Below are 17,761 nucleotides of genomic sequence, written 5' to 3' on the forward strand. Positions count from 1 at the left end.
ATCGATTTGACTGTTTTTTAATTAATATAAACACAAATATATAAATAAGTTATTAGAAATAAAGAACATAATAACTGACTATAATGCCGTTATGATATTTTCTAAATGTAACAAAATTTTTTCTAAAAAAAATAAATATAGTAATAGATATAATTAATACGGCGAATAATTTCGCAATCACCTATTGTATTTGTATAAAATACAATATAAAAAATTATTATGTATAAATAATAATTTTAGTGTAATGCTTTTAATATTATATCTTTTAAATTATCAACGTTATATTTACAAAATACACCAAACAGAAATGAAACCAAAAAAATAAATAAGAAGAAGAGTATCACTAATAGTCGTAAGATCCATAAGATCCATTATAAGTACCTTCATAAAAGTTGCGATTGTAACATACAGCGTTGAATGCTATCTTAAATATACATATTTGTAAATATGTATCTATATAATATTAATATTTAAAAATATACATTATAAAATATTACTTATAATTTGATATAAACCAATATAGTTAAATAAAAGACTAATAAGAAAGAATATACAGCTTATTAATAATGATTTTTTAGAGAATCTTTCCAACTATAAGAAATAAAATTATAATAAAAAAGATATATTAAACCAAAAAAATGTTGCTATAAGCGATTCAATAATTTTATGAGTAAAATCTGTCATTATAAATCATAATTTCTCATTAATAGCACCATCGCTACTTTATTCAGTGTACTTGGAACTCATCCGATAAAGATTAATATAAACCAAAATATCTACATAAACTATCAGAAATAATGAACAGAATTACTGTATATAATGTTGTTTTTATAGATACTTTCAAACTGTAACCACCAATTTTTTTAAAACCAATAGCATATATAGGGATGAATACAATGAGAATGCAAAACAGTCTTATGATTTCATAAAGAATATTCATTATAACAAAATCCTGATTATAAGATGTGATTCACAATAGATATCTCCGAAAACTATTTTATCCACAGATGTAGATATTTAATTTTGGTATATTCTTTCGAATATATTTACAGAATTATTTATCTTCAGAGATATCTTTGTAGCTATTCTCTATAAATTAGAACCAACACTCACGACCTTTTTCTATAAAGCCCCAAGCAGCACCTCCTATGTATCCCAATGACAAAGCTCCCATTCCACCTGTAAATGCACCCACTGGTCCCCCAGTTATACCACCTTGAATTGCACCAACTACTCCTGCCGGAACTCCTACTTCGCTGCCACGTGCATTCATGTGAGACATAAAAGCACCAGGACTAAATGCATTTCCATGAGTAGGTCTTGAATTGTGCGAATGACCAAAAGAATGCTTTGTCGCCATATGACCGAATGTGTTGAATGAACCAAACATATTAATTATTCTTAATTATCTACAGTAAAAGTAGCATCACAATGATACATTTCAAATGGCTATCACGTATTTTTAGAGAAATGTCAAAGATAAACTTTAAAAATAACAATAAAAATACTGTATAAATAATATATAAATTATGTATATATGAATTTTTTTCTTAAAAAGATAATAATATTAATTATAAGTTTTTAAAATATAAGAAATGACACCATATTTTTTCTTAATTAAAGTTTAAATTTAGAAAAATTGCGTATATTAAAAGTTGAAGTTTTTCTCTTTGTTTAAGAAATCCACAAAGGAATAATGATAAAGAAATATCGTTATTGGGATCGGTTTCATTGCCATTGTTTTGCATGCATGTATTATGCGCATATGCACGGGATTCGTTCTTTTATTTTTCAGGCGGATATTGACTGTATTTACGCTTTGTAGAGCATAGAAAGTCTCTATGCTATCGTTGTGATCTTATAGGATTGCTATTCATGTTGTTTAGCGCGGCTCTTGGTGCTCTATTGAGCATTTGAGATGTTTATTTTGCTCAAGTGACTTACATGAAAGAGTTTTGTTACTGTATTATGCAGCCATAAGCCTCTTTTTGCCTGCTTTACGCCATTGGCATGTGGGGAAATTGTTTACGCGTGTTGGAGAAGTTAAGAGAATTCGTGGTTTTTAATGGAAATCATTGCGATAATCGTATTGAATATTCTTTTGCAATTGGTGATTTTGCGACAGTTTTTTCATTCATGCGCAACGCCCCTCTTATCATTTTGCCTTTATATAAGGATTTATTTTTTACGTTGCTATCTTGAAGCTATTGTATGTGTTGTGGATGTGCTGGTGAGAAATTTGAGAAGACCAGCTTTTTTGCTTATTTTGCTAACAGGATGAAAGAGGGACTGGAATCTTTTTTGCTAGAATTGCTCTTTTATTGATATTGAAGGAAATATTTTTTCTCATTTCTGCTGTTTTTGGCTTGTTCGTAGAATTTTCAATGGGAGTTTATATGAAGGGGGAATGAATTTATATGAGAGGAAATTGCTTTACACAGGGCGTTTTCCAAATAAAGTAGAGCCAATGCGAAGGACGTTAGAGCCAAACTGTAGAGCGGTTTTGAAGTCACTGGACATACCCATGGAAAGCTTTGGAAGACCTGCTTGTTTTGCTAATTTTGCTAACAGTGCGAAATAGGGGCCGGGGTTTTCATTGACAGGGGGGATGCCCATAAGGCCGATGATATCAAGTCCATAGTTGTTTTTGCATTGGTTGACAAAAGATGTCGCTTCTTGTGGTGCAACACCACTTTTTTGAGGTTCTAAGCCAATATTGACCTGAACATAGCAAGGAAGATGCCTTTTTTGTTTTTGCATTTCTTCGGATAAAATTTTGGCTATTTTTTCACGATCAACCGTTTGAATGACATCAAAAATTTTGATAGCTTCGGCGGCTTTATTTGATTGTAAGGGACCGATGAGATGAAGTTTAATATTTTCAAATTGTTGACGTAAAGCAGGCCATTTTTGTGCTGCTTCTTGTACGCGGTTTTCTGCAAACAAAGATTGGCCTGCTTGTAAAAGGGGACGTATATCAGTGGCAGGAACAGTTTTTGAAACAGCGATAAGTTCAATTTCTTCTACAGGGCGTTGTAACTCTTGACATGTTTCAGCAATGTCTTTTTGAAGGTTTTGCCATGCTTCAATGGAAGGGGCATCGAGGGGCGTTTGTGTATTCATATTTTTGTGTTTTACCTTTTTTGTTCAAGAGTTGGTCGTTTTTTTAAAAGTTTTATAAAATACTTAGGGAAATATTTCACGAAAATGTTGACGATGAGGTTAATCCATGGTCAAGCATAATAAAACAAGTTTTTGGTTCTGTTTTATTAAAAGAGTATAATGGGAATGACGATTGAACATTATAATATAGGCGAACGCTATAATCCACGTGCGAGAGAAAAAAAATGGCAAGAAATTTGGGATGAAAAGAAAATTTTTCAGACTGTTCAAGAAGATGCTCGTGAAAAATATTATGTTTTAGAAATGTTTCCTTATCCGTCAGGCCGCATTCACATGGGGCATGTGCGCAATTATGCCATGGGGGATGTGGTGGCACGCTATAAAAGGGCAAAGGGTTTTAATGTGCTTCATCCTATGGGCTGGGATGCTTTTGGTATGCCGGCTGAAAATGCTGCTCTGCAAAGTAAAGTGCATCCTAAAACTTGGACCTATCAGAATATTGCTGTGATGCGCGGGCAATTAAAGCAATTAGGGCTCTCACTAGATTGGACGCGTGAATTTGCGACTTGTGATGTGGAATATTACCATCGTCAACAAATGTTGTTCCTTGATTTTTATCAAAAGGGGTTGGTTGCACGTAAAGTGGCTAAGGTGAATTGGGATCCTGTTGACCACACCGTTTTGGCAAATGAGCAGGTTGTTGATGGGCGGGGATGGCGTTCTGGTGCGTTGGTGGAACAGCGTGAATTGACACAGTGGTTTTTCAAAATTAGCGACTTTAGTGAAGAGCTCTTGGCTGGGCTTGAAGAGCTGGAGCAGTGGCCTGAAAAAGTTCGCACTATGCAAAAAAATTGGATTGGAAAATCGCAAGGTTTACTGATTCGTTGGGCTTTAAAGGCAACAAGTGGTGTTGATGATGCAAGTGGTGTTGATGATGTTTGTGAGATGTTTAATGAGGTTGTTTGTTATTCAACACGTCCTGATACACTTTTTGGCGCCTCTTTTTTAGCTCTGTCTGTTGACCATCCCATTGCACAAGCTTTGGCAAAGAAAGATAAAGCGTTGAGTGCTTTTATCGAAAACTGTCGGTGTGGTGGAACGACAACGGCAGCACTTGAAACAGCTGAAAAACAAGGATTTCTTACGCCCCTTTTGGCAGTTCATCCTTTTGATTCAACAGTACATATTCCTGTTTATATCGCGAATTTTGTGCTTATGGATTATGGAACAGGGGTTGTTTTTGGTTGTCCGGCTCATGATCAGAGAGATTTCGATTTTGCGCGCAAATATGATCTTCCAATAAAACCAGTGGTTTTGCCAAAAGGAGAGCAAGCAGAAGATCTTGTCATTGCTGAAACAGCTTATACGGGTGATGGTGTGATGATCAATTCCAGCTTTTTGGATGGTTTGACACCTCAACAAGCTTTTGAAGAAGCAGCCAAAAGGCTTGAGAAACAAATGCTCAATGGGCAACCGCAAGGGAAAAAAACAGTGCAATTTCGTTTGCGTGATTGGGGGATTTCGCGGCAGCGTTATTGGGGGTGCCCCATTCCGATGATCCATTGTACATCTTGTGGAGTGATTCCTGTGCCGCGCACCGATTTACCGGTTGTGTTGCCTGATGATGTTACTTTTGATCAACCTGGAAATCCTCTTGCACGGCATGGAACCTGGCAGAATGTTACTTGTCCTTCCTGTGGTCAACCTGCCAAACGTGAAACCGATACCATGGATACATTTGTTGACTCTTCTTGGTATTATGCACGCTTTACGGCCCCTTTTGCGCAGGAACCTGTCGACAAACAAGCAATCTCTGAATGGTTGCCTGTGCAACAATATATTGGTGGAATTGAGCATGCCATTTTGCATCTTCTTTATGCACGCTTTTTTATGCGTGCCATGAAATTGATCGGTCATGTGACTGTTGATGAGCCTTTTAAGGGGCTTTTTACCCAAGGTATGGTGGTTCATGAAACCTATCGGGATGATCAAGGGTGGGTTTCTCCAGCAGAAATTTCCATTGTTGAAAAGGATGGAAAACGACAGGCTTATAAATTGACTGATCAAAGTGAAGTGATGATTGGTTCGATTGAAAAAATGTCGAAATCCAAAAAGAATGTCGTTGATCCTGATGATATTATCGCATCCTATGGCGCTGATACTGTGCGTTGGTTTGTGTTGTCAGATTCTCCCCCTGATCGGGATGTCATCTGGACAGAATCTGGTGTTGAAGGAGCTCATCGCTTTGTACAGCGTGTTTGGCGTTGTGTAGCTTTGAGTGCTTCTGTTTTAAAGGATGTGGCACCTTGTGCAGGGCATCAGGGGGCGGCTTTGGAACTCTCAAAGGCTGCACATCGTACGCTTTGCGCTGTAGAAGATGATTTGGAAAAATTTGCTTTTAATCGGGCTATTGCACGCCTTTATGAATTCTTGAATATTATGGCACCGTTGCTCAACAAAATAGCAAGTGTTGACGATGAAATGAAAGCTTCTTTACGTCAAGCCATGGATTTTTTTCTTGCCATGATTGCACCGATGATGCCTCATTTAGCAGAAGAATGTCATGCTGCTTTAGGGGGAAAAACTTTAATGTCTGCGCTTGCTTGGCCTGTTTATGACAGTGCGTTAACCGTTGCGGAATGCTATACTTTGCCAGTACAAATTAATGGTAAAAAACGCGGTGAGGTGAGCGTTGCAGCAACAGCAAATGAAACGATGATTAAAGAAGCGGTTTTGGCTTTAGATTTTGTAAAGGCACAGCTGGTTGAAAAGTCTGTGAAAAAAATCATTATTGTTCCACAAAGGATTGTAAATGTCGTTTTTTAAAAGTTTGATTCTTGTCGTTTTAGCTGGTGTATTCACACTGTTGTGTGGATGCAAAGTTGAACCGCTTTATCGTCAAGAGTTGCAGAGTGCAATGACAATGAATTCTACTTCCTATAGGAATCCTGTTTCTGGGCAAGCTTCTTTGGGGCTTGCGCAAAAGCTTGCCTCTATTGTTGTGGAAGAGCCTTCGGATCGTTTTGGTCAAATGGTGCGCAATCATCTGCTGTTTCTTTTGTATGGAAATGGTGGTAAACCTTCTCTACCTGCTTATCGATTGGCATTGCAGATATCCGTATCTACAAGAGAATCTATGCAGATAGAGGTTGATTTCGAGAAAAAACGAAAAGGACGACCTTCTGTTGGAACTGTTATGAGCAGAGCTTCTTACACTTTGCAGAATATGAAAAATACTCTTGTTGCAAAAGGAACAACAATGATGAATGCATCTTTTGACCGACTTCGTCAAGAATATGCAACGATGCAAGCAGAAGAAGATGCAAAAAAACGTGTTGCTGAAGAGTTGGCTGAACAGATTTTTTTGTTACTTTCAAAAGATCTTTCCAATAAAAATTCTAGATATTAAGCAATATTTTGTCCTGTTTTTTTCCAGTCGTTGAGAAATATTTGCAACCCTTTATCAGTGAGAGGGTGTTTGACCAGTGCTTTTAAGATTGCTGGTGGAACTGTTGCAACGTCAGCACCACTGAGTGCTGCTTCTTTGACATGATTAACGGTGCGGATTGAAGCGGCCAGGATTTGTGTTTCAAAGTTATAGTTATCATAAATTGTGCGAATTTCATGAAGCAGTTCACTTCCATCATTTCCGCAATCATCAAGTCTACCAATAAAAGGCGAAACAAATGTCGCGCCTGCTTTGGCTGCAAGTAAGGCTTGATTGGCAGAAAAGCAAAGTGTGAGATTTGTTTTTAGTCCTTCTTTTGTGAGGGCTTTACAGGCTTTTAATCCATCGAGTGTTAAAGGAAGCTTGATACAAATATTGTCGGCAATCTTTGCTAAAACAGCCGCTTCTTTCATGATGTTTTCAAATTCCGTTGCTGCAACTTCAGCAGAAACAGGCCCGCTAATGAGAGCACAAATTTCTTTTGTAACATCAAGAATATTGCGTCCTGATTTTAGGATAAGAGAGGGATTGGTGGTGACACCATCAACAAGGCTTAAATTCTGTAACTCTTGGATTTCTTCGATATTGGCGCTATCCACAAAAAATTTCATATCTAACCTCTTCTTTTTAGCTTTTATCCTATTTTTTGTTATGCGCTATTGTTGACTGCAAAAGCAAGAGAAAGAATTAATCTCTGTGTAAAGAACAAGAATGCTATGATGTTAACCATGTACGCGTTTTCAGTAAAGAAATATTACTTATTGTTTCCATACCTATTTTATATCGTTGCTCGTGATAAGGCATAGAGTTCATTGCGTACCAACATTTTTGCGTATTGGAATCTTTGCGTAGCGGTATTTTTATACTTATGAAAATAAGCTAGCATTATCACACACTTTGCTCATTTCCTATTTGCGATTGCTCTTGATATTTGAGAGTGCATCATAAGATACCTCCCTTTTTCAGGGGGTAGGTTTAACCTCATTTTTAATAGAAGCGAATGGATTTATTTTATCGTAAAACACCATTGAAGAAGGCATGTAAAATTTTACACATGAAGTGTTTTTTATGGTCAATACATTGATTTATTCTGTGTTACCCATTCTTCAACAGTACGCTTTTGTGCTGCTTGTATTGTTGCTTGATTCTCAATCAAGCTGAAAGATGTACGCACGTGTTTCCACGTTTTGGCACAAAGCCAAGGTGAATATTGTAACGGTTCCATTTGCAATATTATTCTCCCTGTAATTAAAATCATGGGAGACTCTCTCATCAATAAGGATTTACAAATGTTCCTCGATGGGTTTGAAATGAGAAAAATTCATCGTATTGAGGGTTTTTATTACAATAGGTAAAATGATGATTATATCTTTATAAATCAGTTTGTTGAAGATAAATTGAGATATAAGGCGGTAAAAAATAAACGTGTGTGTTGGGAAGAAGTTACACTATGGGATAGCTTTGTTGAAGAGCGCACTTACAATATCATGTTGAATGCTTATAGTGATGAGCTTTATTTGCACAGAAGAATGGCGCTGGTTTTTTTTGCTATAGAGTTTTTTATTATAGACGATGAGATTGGTTCTTTTATTGGCACTTTGGTGATGAAATGAGTGTTAAAAAGAATTTTTGTGAGAAAAGTGTTGTGATAGGGGGAGAGATTGAATCCCGCAATGAATTTTATAAGAGTGTTTAAAGATAAGGTGTAGACCTGTTGGTGCTCAAGAGGTCGTAGATTGGTTTAAAAGATGCATTCAAATGTGATAGAGGAAGAGATTGTATCCGTATTGGTTCCTCTTCCTGTTGCTCACGCTTATAGTTATAAAGTTCCATCTTCTATGGAGGTGAACGTTGGTTCCTTTGTTCGGGTTCCGGTGATGGGGCGTGAGCTTTGCGGTTTTGTTGTGGATGTCGGAGAGAAGACAGCAGATGGGCAAAGGTCTGGTTTGGTGGCGTGTGAAAAATTACGCTCTCTGCTTCATGTTTTTGATTGTCCCCCATTAAAGGCAGAAATGATCACATTTTTGCGTTTTGTCAGTCGCTATACAATGGCGCCTTTCGGTCTTGTGGCGCGATTGGTTTTGTCTGTACCGGCTGCTTTAGAGCCGGAAGCACAGATGTTGGGTTTGCGATATTGTGGTGGAAATGTAGAACGTCTCACACCAGCGCGATTACGGGTTTTGGAATTGGTGCGTAATGAGAAGATATGGACACGTTCTGGTCTTGCGCATGCGGCTGGAACTTCGGTTTCTGTTGTTGAAGGTTTAAAAGCGTTAGGGGTTTTTGAAGATGTTATAGTTCCTGCTCCTGATCTTGTGGCAATGCCTGATCCTGACTTTTGTCCCCCTCAGTTGCAGGGAGCGCAAAATGAAGCAGCAACAATGTTGCGAGAAGGTGTTTTATCTTCTCAGTTTCAAGTTTTTTTGCTTGATGGTGTTACGGGATCAGGAAAGACAGAGGTTTATTTTGAAGCGGTTGCTCAAGCCTTCAAAGGGGGCAAGCAGGTTTTAATTTTATTGCCGGAAATTGCTTTAACACAGCAGTTTTTAGATCGTTTTTATGCACGCTTTGGAGCTGCGGCAGCGGAATGGCATTCTGATTTGACGCCACGTCGTAGAGAACGTGTCTGGCGGCAAGTTGCAGAAGGGCGGGTGCGTGTCGTTGCGGGGGCTCGTTCAGCGCTTTTTCTTCCCTTTCATGAGCTTGGCTTGATTGTTGTCGATGAAGAACATGATAGCGCTTATAAACAAGAAGAGCGCATTTTTTACCATGCGCGTGATATGGCTGTTGCACGGGGTTCTTTTGAGCATTTTCCTGTTATTTTATCTTCAGCTACACCGTCGATTGAAAGCCAAGCCAATGTTTTAAAAGGGCGTTATCAAAAGGTGCATTTACCTTCCCGTTTTAAAGAAGTAGCACTTCCACAGTTGCGGGTAGTTGATATGCGCCAAGGAGGGGTGCAAAAGGGGCGCTTTATTTCCTTTGCTCTTGAAAGGGCTTTAAAACAAACGCTTGATAAGGGCGAACAAGCTCTTCTTTTTCTTAATCGTCGTGGTTATGCACCTTTAACTTTATGCCGAATTTGCGGACATCGTTTTCATTGTACTGATTGTTCAAGTTGGTTGGTCGAACATCGTGCGCAAGGGCAATTGAAATGTCATCATTGTGGATATCATGAACCACTTCCTCAAGCCTGTCCTGAATGCGGGACATTAGATCATCTCGTGGCTTGTGGACCGGGTGTGGAAAGAATTGCAGAAGAAACACAAATGCTTTTTCCTCAAGCGCGATCATTGATTCTTTCAACAGATCTCAAAGGAGGGATTGGGCAATTGCGAAGCGAATTACAAGCCATTGCAAATGGCGATGTGGACATTATTATTGGAACACAGTTGGTCGCTAAAGGACATCATTTTCCCAAGCTCTCTTTGGTTGGCGTTATTGATGCTGATCTTGGTCTTGCCAATGGCGATTTACGCGCAAGTGAACGTACCTACCAGCTGCTTTCTCAAGTTACCGGAAGAGCAGGGCGTGTGGGATTGGAAAGTTTAGGATTATTGCAAACTTATCAACCAGATCATCCGGTCATCAAAGCCTTACTTTCATGCCAGCCAGAAGATTTTTACACACGTGAGATTGCAGCGCGTCAGCATTATCATTTGCCTCCCTATGGGCGGCTTGCCTCTTTGATTGTATCTGCACAACAGCGCCAAGCAGCAGAACATTATGCGCGCGCATTGCGCCAAGCAGCGCCACGGGAGAAAAATATCTCGGTTATGGGACCAGCAGAAGCGCCTTTAGCTCTGGTTCGGGGGCGTTATCGTTTTCGGCTTTTGCTGCAAGGACAGCGCTCTTTTGATATACAAGGGTTTATACGTGCAATGCTTAGCGGTATACCCAAAATGCCCAGTTCCGTTCGGGTTCAAATTGATATTGATCCGCAAAGTTTTTTCTAAAACCAGTCTCGCATAAAGTGAAGGTCCCTTTAGCTTAAGGTGCTTTACTTTAATACTATCTATTCAGAATAAGCATCCAAGCAGCAGAATATGATACATGTGCATTGCATTAAGCAGAGCCACGGGAAAAAATATCTTTGTTATGGAACCAGCAGAAGCGTCTCTTTTATTTGAGGGCGCTATCATTTTGGCTTTTACTCCTTTTTTGTTTTAGGGACAGTATCCTTTTGATAGGCGGATTTTTTTATAATGGCTGATTATAGGGGCTGAAAATGCTTGTAAATACACCAAAAATATCCAAATTTATACGGGTTCAAATTGATATTGATCTATGCTTTTTCTAAAATCAGTGCAATATAGTGCCATATAAAGTGAAGCTATGTAGGCTTAATGAAGGTCGTGTTTTTGATGTTGTTTGACCTTAAAAACTTATGAAGCAGCATTCATAAGATGTATTAGTGCTATACGAGTCGTATCTGCTTTTGTATGCTAGATTAGGGCGAGAGTATTGCATATATCTATTTTATTTATCTTTGACGAGAACATAGACTCATTTGGGAGCGTAAAGGTTAAAATGAGCATTTATCGTTGTCGTCCTTATTTATGGCTCTAGAATTTTCAAAAGCGCCCATAATTATAATTTTATAAATAATAACATATTGATTTATAGTGATAATATGCCGTTATTCGCTTTAGAATTTCAACTATTGTAGGATTCTCTTATTTCAAATCTGTTTATATTGATCAATCAAAACCATTCGTTTGCATGTTACAGATGGGGGAGCTTGTGTCGGGTGAAACTATATAAGAAAGGACTGAAATACCTCATCATTTCAAGTGTTAAGGGCTGTCGTAAAATTGGGAGATGGCAAAGTATGTGATGGTGCCGGCTTGTTCTTTCATAAGTGTAAAGATGAGGCTGCTCAATGGAGTTATCATTATAGCATTTATGGACGCTGTCGTGAAATGGAGATTATCCATTGCTTCACGCTTTTGTTACTTTCGTTCTCTAATGGGGGCACATTCTTCATGTAAAGCTTCATGTAAAGCAGAACGCCCAAAACGGAATATTACAGAACATCTATTGTATTACTGTATTCATATGCTTGTTTAAGCAAATGTTTCTCAGCATGCTCGGATTCATTTTACGATGTTTTTCGAGTGTAGAATGTAAAAGCTTTCATGAATGAAAAAAACGCATTAAGGCTCCCTATCTTTATTTCATAAAGGTATAAAATGGCGCCATTTATTATTTAGCTTTTAGGATTACGAAAGCTCTTGGTACTTGAGAGCGTTTATACGAGGTGTTTTTTCTTTAATCATTTCCTCTTTTGTTTGTGATGGAGCAAGGGAGTGATTTTGATAGAAAGATTTGAAATAAGAGAATCTTTCGATGTTTGGGGCTCATCTGGTATGAAAAATGATACATTATCATTATAAATCAATGCATTGTATGCTTAAAGAGTGTGTTTACAAGAAAATATACTTGGTGAATTTTTTTAAAAGGTGTGGGTATTTGAAGAAAAAAGATCAATTTTTTCTTTAGTTTTTAGGAGGATATTCATTATTTTTTCTTTCTTATCAGTTTAAAAGAATAGACTTTTTTAGTCGCAGTCGCATCTTGTTGAAGGTCTTGAGGTGATAAAGGGAGTGATTTTTAGAGAAGAAGTGTTTTGTTATAGTGGCAAGAGCATTTGAAGCAAAATCAAAGAGAGTGAAAAAATCGCTCAGAGAATGTCAAAAAGAGGCATAAAAAAACTGTGATGCCATCCTGTATATCTAAAAAAAATTCTTTTCAAAAATATTTTGAATATTTTATTAAAATTTTTAAAAAGCAGCGATTTGTGGTGTTGCGAGTCGGCTATGTCTATGCTAGAAACCAAGAGGTTTTTGTTCTAGGTTTTAAGAAGAAGATTCTTAAGATTGAGAATGTCTGTTTCATTTCATCTGATAACTATCAGAGAGTCGCTCAAGGGAAAGAGGCGGTATTTCGTGTCGGATTCATTTTCTCTCATACCGCTGCCGTTGGTAGATCAACGCTATGCGCAAGCGCTTTTTGATTGCGTTCAAGAAGCTGGAAACGTTGAAAAGGTTGAAAAGGCAGTGGAAGATCTTTTGCTTGTTTTGGAGCAAAATAAAGATTTAAAACGCTTTGTGCTTAGTCCATTCTTTTCAGTTAAAGAGCAAATTAAGGTGATGCAATCTGTTTGTGCAAACATCCAATTTGCTGATAAAAACGCAGGTCAGATTATTGGTAATTTTTTACGCGTTATTGCAACAAACCGTAGGCTTAGTGCCGTATTTGGTATTTTACATGCTTTTCAGCGTTGTGTTGCGCGCGCTCGTAGGCAGGTGACTGCGCAAATTATTTCTGCGCGCCCCTTAAGTTCTCAACAAAGACAAGAGTTGTGTGAGGCTTTGGAAGGTGTCGTTGGAGGAAAAGTTTTGCTACACAGCATTGTGGATCCAACAATTCTTGGTGGATTAATCGTTCGTGTGGGGTCGTCTCAAATTGATACGTCTCTTCTCACAAAATTGTCTTCGCTTAAGCTTTCATTGAAAAAAGAGGTCAGCTGATGGATATTAGACCATCTGAAATTTCAAAAATTCTAAAAGAGCAAATCAAAAACTTTGACCAAAAGGCTGAGGTTTCAGAAATTGGTTGGGTTCTCTCTGTAGGGGATGGTATCGCTCGCGTTTATGGTTTGGATAATGTCCAAGCAGGGGAAATGGTTGCTTTTCCAAACGGTGTGCGTGGTATGGCCCTCAATTTGGAAGTTGATAATGTTGGTGTGGTCATTTTTGGCTCAGATCGCGATATTCGTGAAGGTGATTGTGTAAAGCGGTTAGGCGCTATCGTCGATGTTCCTGTGGGGCCCGCTTTGCTGGGGCGTGTGGTTGATGCGTTGGGAAACCCTATAGATGGTAAGGGGCCCATTAAAGCAACGGAGCGTCGTCGTGTCGATGTTAAGGCTCCTGGAATTATTCCGCGTCAGTCAGTGCATGAACCGATGTCGACCGGATTGAAAGCGATTGACGCACTTATTCCTATTGGACGGGGGCAGCGTGAATTGGTGATTGGTGATCGCCAAACAGGAAAAACAGCAATTTTGCTCGATACATTTTTAAACCAAAAACCTTTTCATGAAAAAGGGGCTGGACGAGAGCAAGACAAAGTTTATTGTATTTATGTGGCTATCGGTCAAAAACGTTCGACGGTGGCACAATTCGTTAAAGTTTTAGAAGAACGTGGAGCGTTGGAATATTCTATTATTGTTGCAGCGACCGCTTCTGATCCAGCACCACTGCAATTTATTGCACCTCTTGCTGGATGTGCTATGGGTGAGTATTTCCGTGATAATGGGCAACATGCTTTGATCGGTTATGATGACTTGTCAAAACAGGCGGTGGCGTATCGTCAGATGTCTCTTTTGTTGCGTCGTCCTCCAGGTCGTGAAGCTTATCCGGGAGACGTTTTCTATCTTCATTCGCGTCTTTTAGAGCGGGCTGCGAAGTTGAATGCGGAAAATGGATCTGGGTCACTGACAGCTTTGCCGGTTATTGAAACGCAAGCAAATGATGTTTCTGCCTATATTCCTACAAATGTGATTTCGATTACTGATGGGCAAATTTTTCTAGAGACTAATTTGTTTTATCAAGGAATTCGTCCTGCTGTAAATGTTGGTCTTTCTGTGTCTCGTGTTGGTTCTGCTGCACAAATTAAGGCGATGAAGCAAGTTGCTGGCTCGATTAAAGGTGAATTGGCGCAATATCGTGAAATGGCAGCTTTTGCGCAGTTTGGCTCTGATTTGGATGCGTCAACCCAGCGTCTGTTGAATCGGGGTGCGCGCTTGACAGAGTTGTTGAAGCAGCCACAATTTTCTCCACTCAAAACAGAAGAACAAGTGGTGGTTATTTTCGCGGGTGTGAATGGCTATCTTGATGCTTTGGCGGTTTCTGATGTTGCGCGGTTTGAGCAGGGACTTTTGGTGCTTTTGCGTAGTGATTATCAAGATCTCTTAAAGGCAATTGCTGAGCAAAAGCAAATAACAGACGAGCTGAAAGACAAGTTGATAACTGTTCTTAATACTTATGCGAAAAATTTCTCGTGATGAATTGATGGAATGCTTGAATGGCCTCACTAAAAGATCTTAGAGACCGTATCGCTTCGGTTAAAGCAACACAAAAGATCACCAAAGCTATGCAGATGGTTGCAGCGGCAAGGTTGCATCGTGCTCAAGAGGCAGCGCAGTCTGCGCGTCCTTATGCGAAGAAGATGGCTGATATTTTGACCAGTGTTGCTGCTGATGTAGATGGTGTTGATGCGCCTGCTCTTATGCGTGGTACGGGGCGAGATGATGTGCATCTCTTGGTGGTGTGTACTGCTGAGCGCGGTTTGTGTGGTGCTTTTAATGTGCAAATCGCTCGTCGTGCACGTGAACAGATTAAGGCATTGTTGGCATCTGGTAAAATAGTGAAAATTATCACTGTGGGCAAAAAAGGTGCGGATATTTTATCGCGTGATTACAAAGGTTTGATAATTGATCATATCGATTTGCATGCTGTAAAGCGCATTGGTTTTGCAGAGGCGGTGATGATTAGTCAACGGATTGTTGATTTATTCAATGAAGGCGCTTTCGATGTTTGTACGCTGTTTTATTCTGAATTTATTTCTGTGATTAATCAGCGTCCAACAGCTTTTGGCTTGATTCCGATGATTGCTCCAAAAGCAGCTATTGAGGCAATAGATGTTGAGGAGCAAACCGATCATAGCAAAGGTTCACAATCAATTGTTTATGAGTATGAACCTGATGCGGCTTCTCTTTTAGAGGCGCTTGTGCCACGCAATCTTTCGGTGCAAATCTTTCGGGCTTTGCTAGAAAATGTTGCTGGTGAGATGGGTGCCAAGATGACAGCTATGGACAATGCATCGCGCAATGCGGGTGAAATGATTAATAAATTGACGGTAGCTTATAATCGTCAACGTCAGGCACAGATTACGACAGAACTGATCGAAATTATTGCGGGCGCTGAAGCGCTTTAAATGGAAAAGGTAAGGATTGATGGTAAAAGCAGTAACCTCAAGCAAAGGAATAGAAAAAGGTGAAAAAAAGAAATCAGCTGCTCGTTCCGGCGTGAAAAAAGCCGCTTCGAAGTCTCAAGTGGATGTAAAGGCTTCAGCGGATGTAAAGGCTTCCTCTGCGCCTGCGCGTAGTGCAGCTAAAGAGACACCTGTAAAAAAAGATGCATCCGCAAAAAAAGAAGAGCGTGCAAAAGGCGCTGTTGGTGAGATCAAGCAGATTATTGGTGCTGTCGTTGATGTGCAATTTGAAGGTGAATTGCCAAATATTCTTAATGCATTAGAAACAGACAATTTAGGCAATCGCTTGGTATTAGAAGTTGCGCAGCATTTGGGTGAAAATACTGTGCGTACGATTGCTATGGATACAACCGATGGGTTGGCGCGTGGCCAAAAGGTTGTGGATACAGGCATGCAAATTAGCGTTCCTGTAGGAGAAGCAACATTGGGACGTATTATGAATGTGATTGGAGAGCCGGTGGATAATGTGGGACCAATTCCTGCAACCAAAACGCGTTCGATTCACCAAGAGGCACCTGCATATGTTGAGCAATCAACCATTTCAGAAATTCTCGTCACCGGTATTAAAGTTGTGGATTTGTTAGCTCCTTATTCTAAAGGAGGTAAAATTGGCTTGTTTGGTGGTGCTGGTGTTGGAAAAACCGTTCTCATTATGGAGCTTATAAACAATATTGCAAAGGCACATGGTGGCTATTCTGTATTTGCTGGTGTGGGAGAACGTACACGTGAAGGAAATGATCTTTATTATGAAATGATCGAAAGCCGCGTGAATGTGAATCCAAAAGAGAATAATGGTTCAACGGAAGGGTCAAAGTGTGCCCTTGTTTACGGGCAAATGAATGAACCACCAGGAGCGCGTGCGCGTGTCGCTCTTTCAGGATTGACAATTGCAGAAAGTTTCCGTGATGAAGGACAAGACGTTCTTTTCTTCGTGGATAATATTTTCCGTTTCACGCAAGCTGGTGCTGAAGTGTCAGCGCTTTTAGGACGTATCCCTTCTGCTGTGGGCTATCAACCAACTTTGGCAACAGATATGGGGGCTTTGCAAGAGCGTATTACCAGTACGAAAACAGGCTCTATTACCTCTGTGCAGGCTATTTATGTTCCGGCTGATGACTTGACTGATCCGGCACCTGCGGCATCTTTTACCCATTTGGATGCAACAACTGTTCTTTCGCGCTCTATTGCGGAAAAGGGAATTTATCCGGCGGTTGATCCGCTTGACTCTTTCTCGCGTATGTTAGATCCATTGATTGTAGGGGAAGAGCATTACACTGTTGCTTGTCAAGTGCAAACCATTTTACAACGTTATAGAGCGCTTCAGGATATTATTGCTATTCTTGGAATGGATGAACTTTCTGAAGATGACAAATTGCTGGTGGGACGGGCGCGTAAAATTGAACGTTTTCTTTCGCAACCTTTCCATGTTGCGGAAGCCTTTACTGGTTCGCCAGGGAAACTCGTTCCTTTAGAAGAGACGATTAAAGGCTTTAAAGGTCTTTGTGCTGGCGATTATGATGATTTGCCAGAAGCTGCTTTTTATATGGTTGGTTCGATTGATGAAGCACTTGAAAAAGGAAAGCGTCTTATGGCGGAGGCGTCTTAGTGAGAAGCTTCTTGTTCAAGAGAAAACTGTCATGGATGTTTTTCGTTAAAAAGGATAAGTCGTTGAAGAAAACAGAGAGTCCTTATATCGGGTATTGTGGAGACTTTTGTGGAAAACAATAGAGAAGAGCATTTTTTATTTGAGCTTGTATCGCCTGAAAAAATTGTGTTTTCAGAGCAGGTAGTGTCTGTTGTTCTTCCTTCAGCCTCAGGTTCTTTGACAGTTATGGCGCATCATGCGCCATTGGTGGCAAGCATTGTGTTGGGTAGTGTGCGTGTTCGCACCTCTTTGGGTGAAAAATTATTTGCTGTATGCGGGGGCGTTGCAAATATTACCTTTTCGGGCTGCTCTTTATTGGTAGAGCACGTTGTGGCTGTAGAGCATCTTTCTTTTGATGTATTGGAACAGCGGATTTTGCAGGTCCAAGCGACATTAGAAGGGGGGACAAGAGATGAGGATAATCATAAAATAGAGGCTTTTTTCCAGCAATTGTCAGCTGATGGTGCTGTGTTGATAGAAGCGTAGCA

At 39.6% G+C, this 17,761-nt stretch carries 13 protein-coding genes; 9 read left to right on the forward strand and 4 right to left on the reverse strand.

Going from position 1 to position 17,761, the window contains the following annotated elements; genetic code table 11:
• Nucleotides 1–1,096: 1,096 nt before the first annotated feature.
• Complete coding sequence (locus ACFIK8_RS01310; RefSeq protein ID WP_375635490.1) at nt 1,097–1,390, reverse strand: hypothetical protein; 294 nt, start codon at nt 1,388–1,390, stop codon at nt 1,097–1,099.
• A 1,043-nt stretch (nt 1,391–2,433) separates the two neighbouring features.
• Nucleotides 2,434–3,123 carry a YggS family pyridoxal phosphate-dependent enzyme gene (locus ACFIK8_RS01315; protein WP_375652692.1) on the reverse strand — a complete coding sequence of 230 codons (690 nt, stop codon included), beginning with the start codon at nt 3,121–3,123 and terminating at the stop codon, nt 2,434–2,436.
• Nucleotides 3,124–3,288: 165 nt separating this feature from the next.
• Between ACFIK8_RS01315 and leuS the strand changes: the two genes are divergently transcribed.
• Both leuS and lptE read left to right on the forward strand, forming a co-directional pair.
• Complete coding sequence (gene leuS, locus ACFIK8_RS01320; protein WP_375668866.1) at nt 3,289–5,949, forward strand: leucine--tRNA ligase; 2,661 nt, start codon at nt 3,289–3,291, stop codon at nt 5,947–5,949.
• Nucleotides 5,936–6,532: an LPS assembly lipoprotein LptE gene (gene lptE, locus ACFIK8_RS01325; RefSeq protein ID WP_375668867.1), complete on the forward strand. Its 597-nt coding sequence runs from the start codon at nt 5,936–5,938 to the stop codon at nt 6,530–6,532. Before leuS ends, lptE begins: the two co-directional genes overlap by 14 nt.
• Here lptE and fsa read toward each other — a convergent pair.
• Both fsa and ACFIK8_RS01335 read right to left on the reverse strand, forming a co-directional pair.
• Complete coding sequence (gene fsa, locus ACFIK8_RS01330) at nt 6,529–7,182, reverse strand: fructose-6-phosphate aldolase (protein WP_375620026.1); 654 nt, start codon at nt 7,180–7,182, stop codon at nt 6,529–6,531. The two genes, lptE and fsa, sit on opposite strands and share 4 nt — an antisense overlap.
• Nucleotides 7,183–7,643: 461 nt before the next feature.
• Nucleotides 7,644–7,796, reverse strand: a complete 153-nt coding sequence (locus ACFIK8_RS01335; protein ID WP_375652694.1) for a hypothetical protein — start codon at nt 7,794–7,796, stop codon at nt 7,644–7,646.
• A gap of 172 nt (nt 7,797–7,968) precedes the next feature.
• On the opposite strand from ACFIK8_RS01335, the gene ACFIK8_RS01340 reads away from it, so the two are divergent.
• The 7 genes from ACFIK8_RS01340 to atpC all read left to right on the forward strand — a co-directional run bounded on the left by ACFIK8_RS01340 (nt 7,969) and on the right by atpC (nt 17,759).
• A complete protein-coding gene (locus tag ACFIK8_RS01340) occupies nt 7,969–8,184 on the forward strand; it encodes a hypothetical protein (protein WP_375668868.1) in 216 nt (71 codons plus the stop codon).
• A gap of 135 nt (nt 8,185–8,319) precedes the next feature.
• Nucleotides 8,320–10,527, forward strand: a complete 2,208-nt coding sequence (locus tag ACFIK8_RS01345) for a primosomal protein N' (RefSeq protein ID WP_375635495.1) — start codon at nt 8,320–8,322, stop codon at nt 10,525–10,527.
• Between the two features lie 1,992 nt (nt 10,528–12,519).
• Nucleotides 12,520–13,104 (forward strand): ATP synthase F1 subunit delta, encoded by a 585-nt coding sequence (gene atpH / locus ACFIK8_RS01350; RefSeq protein WP_375635496.1) that lies wholly within the window; start codon nt 12,520–12,522, stop codon nt 13,102–13,104.
• The gene (gene atpA / locus ACFIK8_RS01355) at nt 13,104–14,639 is read left to right on the forward strand and encodes a F0F1 ATP synthase subunit alpha (protein WP_026500438.1); all 1,536 of its coding nucleotides are present in this window, start codon (nt 13,104–13,106) and stop codon (nt 14,637–14,639) included. Before atpH ends, atpA begins: the two co-directional genes overlap by 1 nt.
• Before the next feature lie 20 nt (nt 14,640–14,659).
• Entirely contained in the window at nt 14,660–15,571 is a 912-nt protein-coding gene (locus tag ACFIK8_RS01360; RefSeq protein ID WP_375635497.1) for a F0F1 ATP synthase subunit gamma, read from the forward strand.
• 19 nt (nt 15,572–15,590) lie between these two features.
• On the forward strand, nt 15,591–17,234 hold the full coding sequence (atpD, locus tag ACFIK8_RS01365; protein ID WP_375635498.1) for a F0F1 ATP synthase subunit beta: 1,644 nt from the start codon (nt 15,591–15,593) through the stop codon (nt 17,232–17,234).
• Between the two features lie 108 nt (nt 17,235–17,342).
• The gene (atpC, locus tag ACFIK8_RS01370) at nt 17,343–17,759 is read left to right on the forward strand and encodes an ATP synthase F1 subunit epsilon (protein WP_015856985.1); all 417 of its coding nucleotides are present in this window, start codon (nt 17,343–17,345) and stop codon (nt 17,757–17,759) included.
• Nucleotides 17,760–17,761: the final 2 nt, after the last annotated feature.

The organism is Bartonella sp. MR168JLCBS, from assembly GCF_042194175.1.

Excerpts from the sequence above, each read along its gene's own strand:
- lptE (WP_375668867.1), top strand. The coding sequence starts at position 5,936 with ATGTCGTTTTTTAAAAGTTTGATTCTTGTCGTTTTAGCTGGTGTATTC.
- ACFIK8_RS01315 (WP_375652692.1), bottom strand. The coding sequence starts at position 3,123 with ATGAATACACAAACGCCCCTCGATGCCCCTTCCATTGAAGCATGGCAA.
- fsa (WP_375620026.1), bottom strand. The coding sequence starts at position 7,182 with ATGAAATTTTTTGTGGATAGCGCCAATATCGAAGAAATCCAAGAGTTA.
- atpD (WP_375635498.1), top strand. The coding sequence starts at position 15,591 with ATGGTAAAAGCAGTAACCTCAAGCAAAGGAATAGAAAAAGGTGAAAAA.
- leuS (WP_375668866.1), top strand. The coding sequence starts at position 3,289 with ATGACGATTGAACATTATAATATAGGCGAACGCTATAATCCACGTGCG.
- ACFIK8_RS01310 (WP_375635490.1), bottom strand. The coding sequence starts at position 1,390 with ATGTTTGGTTCATTCAACACATTCGGTCATATGGCGACAAAGCATTCT.
- ACFIK8_RS01360 (WP_375635497.1), top strand. The coding sequence starts at position 14,660 with ATGGCCTCACTAAAAGATCTTAGAGACCGTATCGCTTCGGTTAAAGCA.
- atpA (WP_026500438.1), top strand. The coding sequence starts at position 13,104 with ATGGATATTAGACCATCTGAAATTTCAAAAATTCTAAAAGAGCAAATC.
- ACFIK8_RS01345 (WP_375635495.1), top strand. The coding sequence starts at position 8,320 with ATGCATTCAAATGTGATAGAGGAAGAGATTGTATCCGTATTGGTTCCT.
- ACFIK8_RS01335 (WP_375652694.1), bottom strand. The coding sequence starts at position 7,796 with ATGGAACCGTTACAATATTCACCTTGGCTTTGTGCCAAAACGTGGAAA.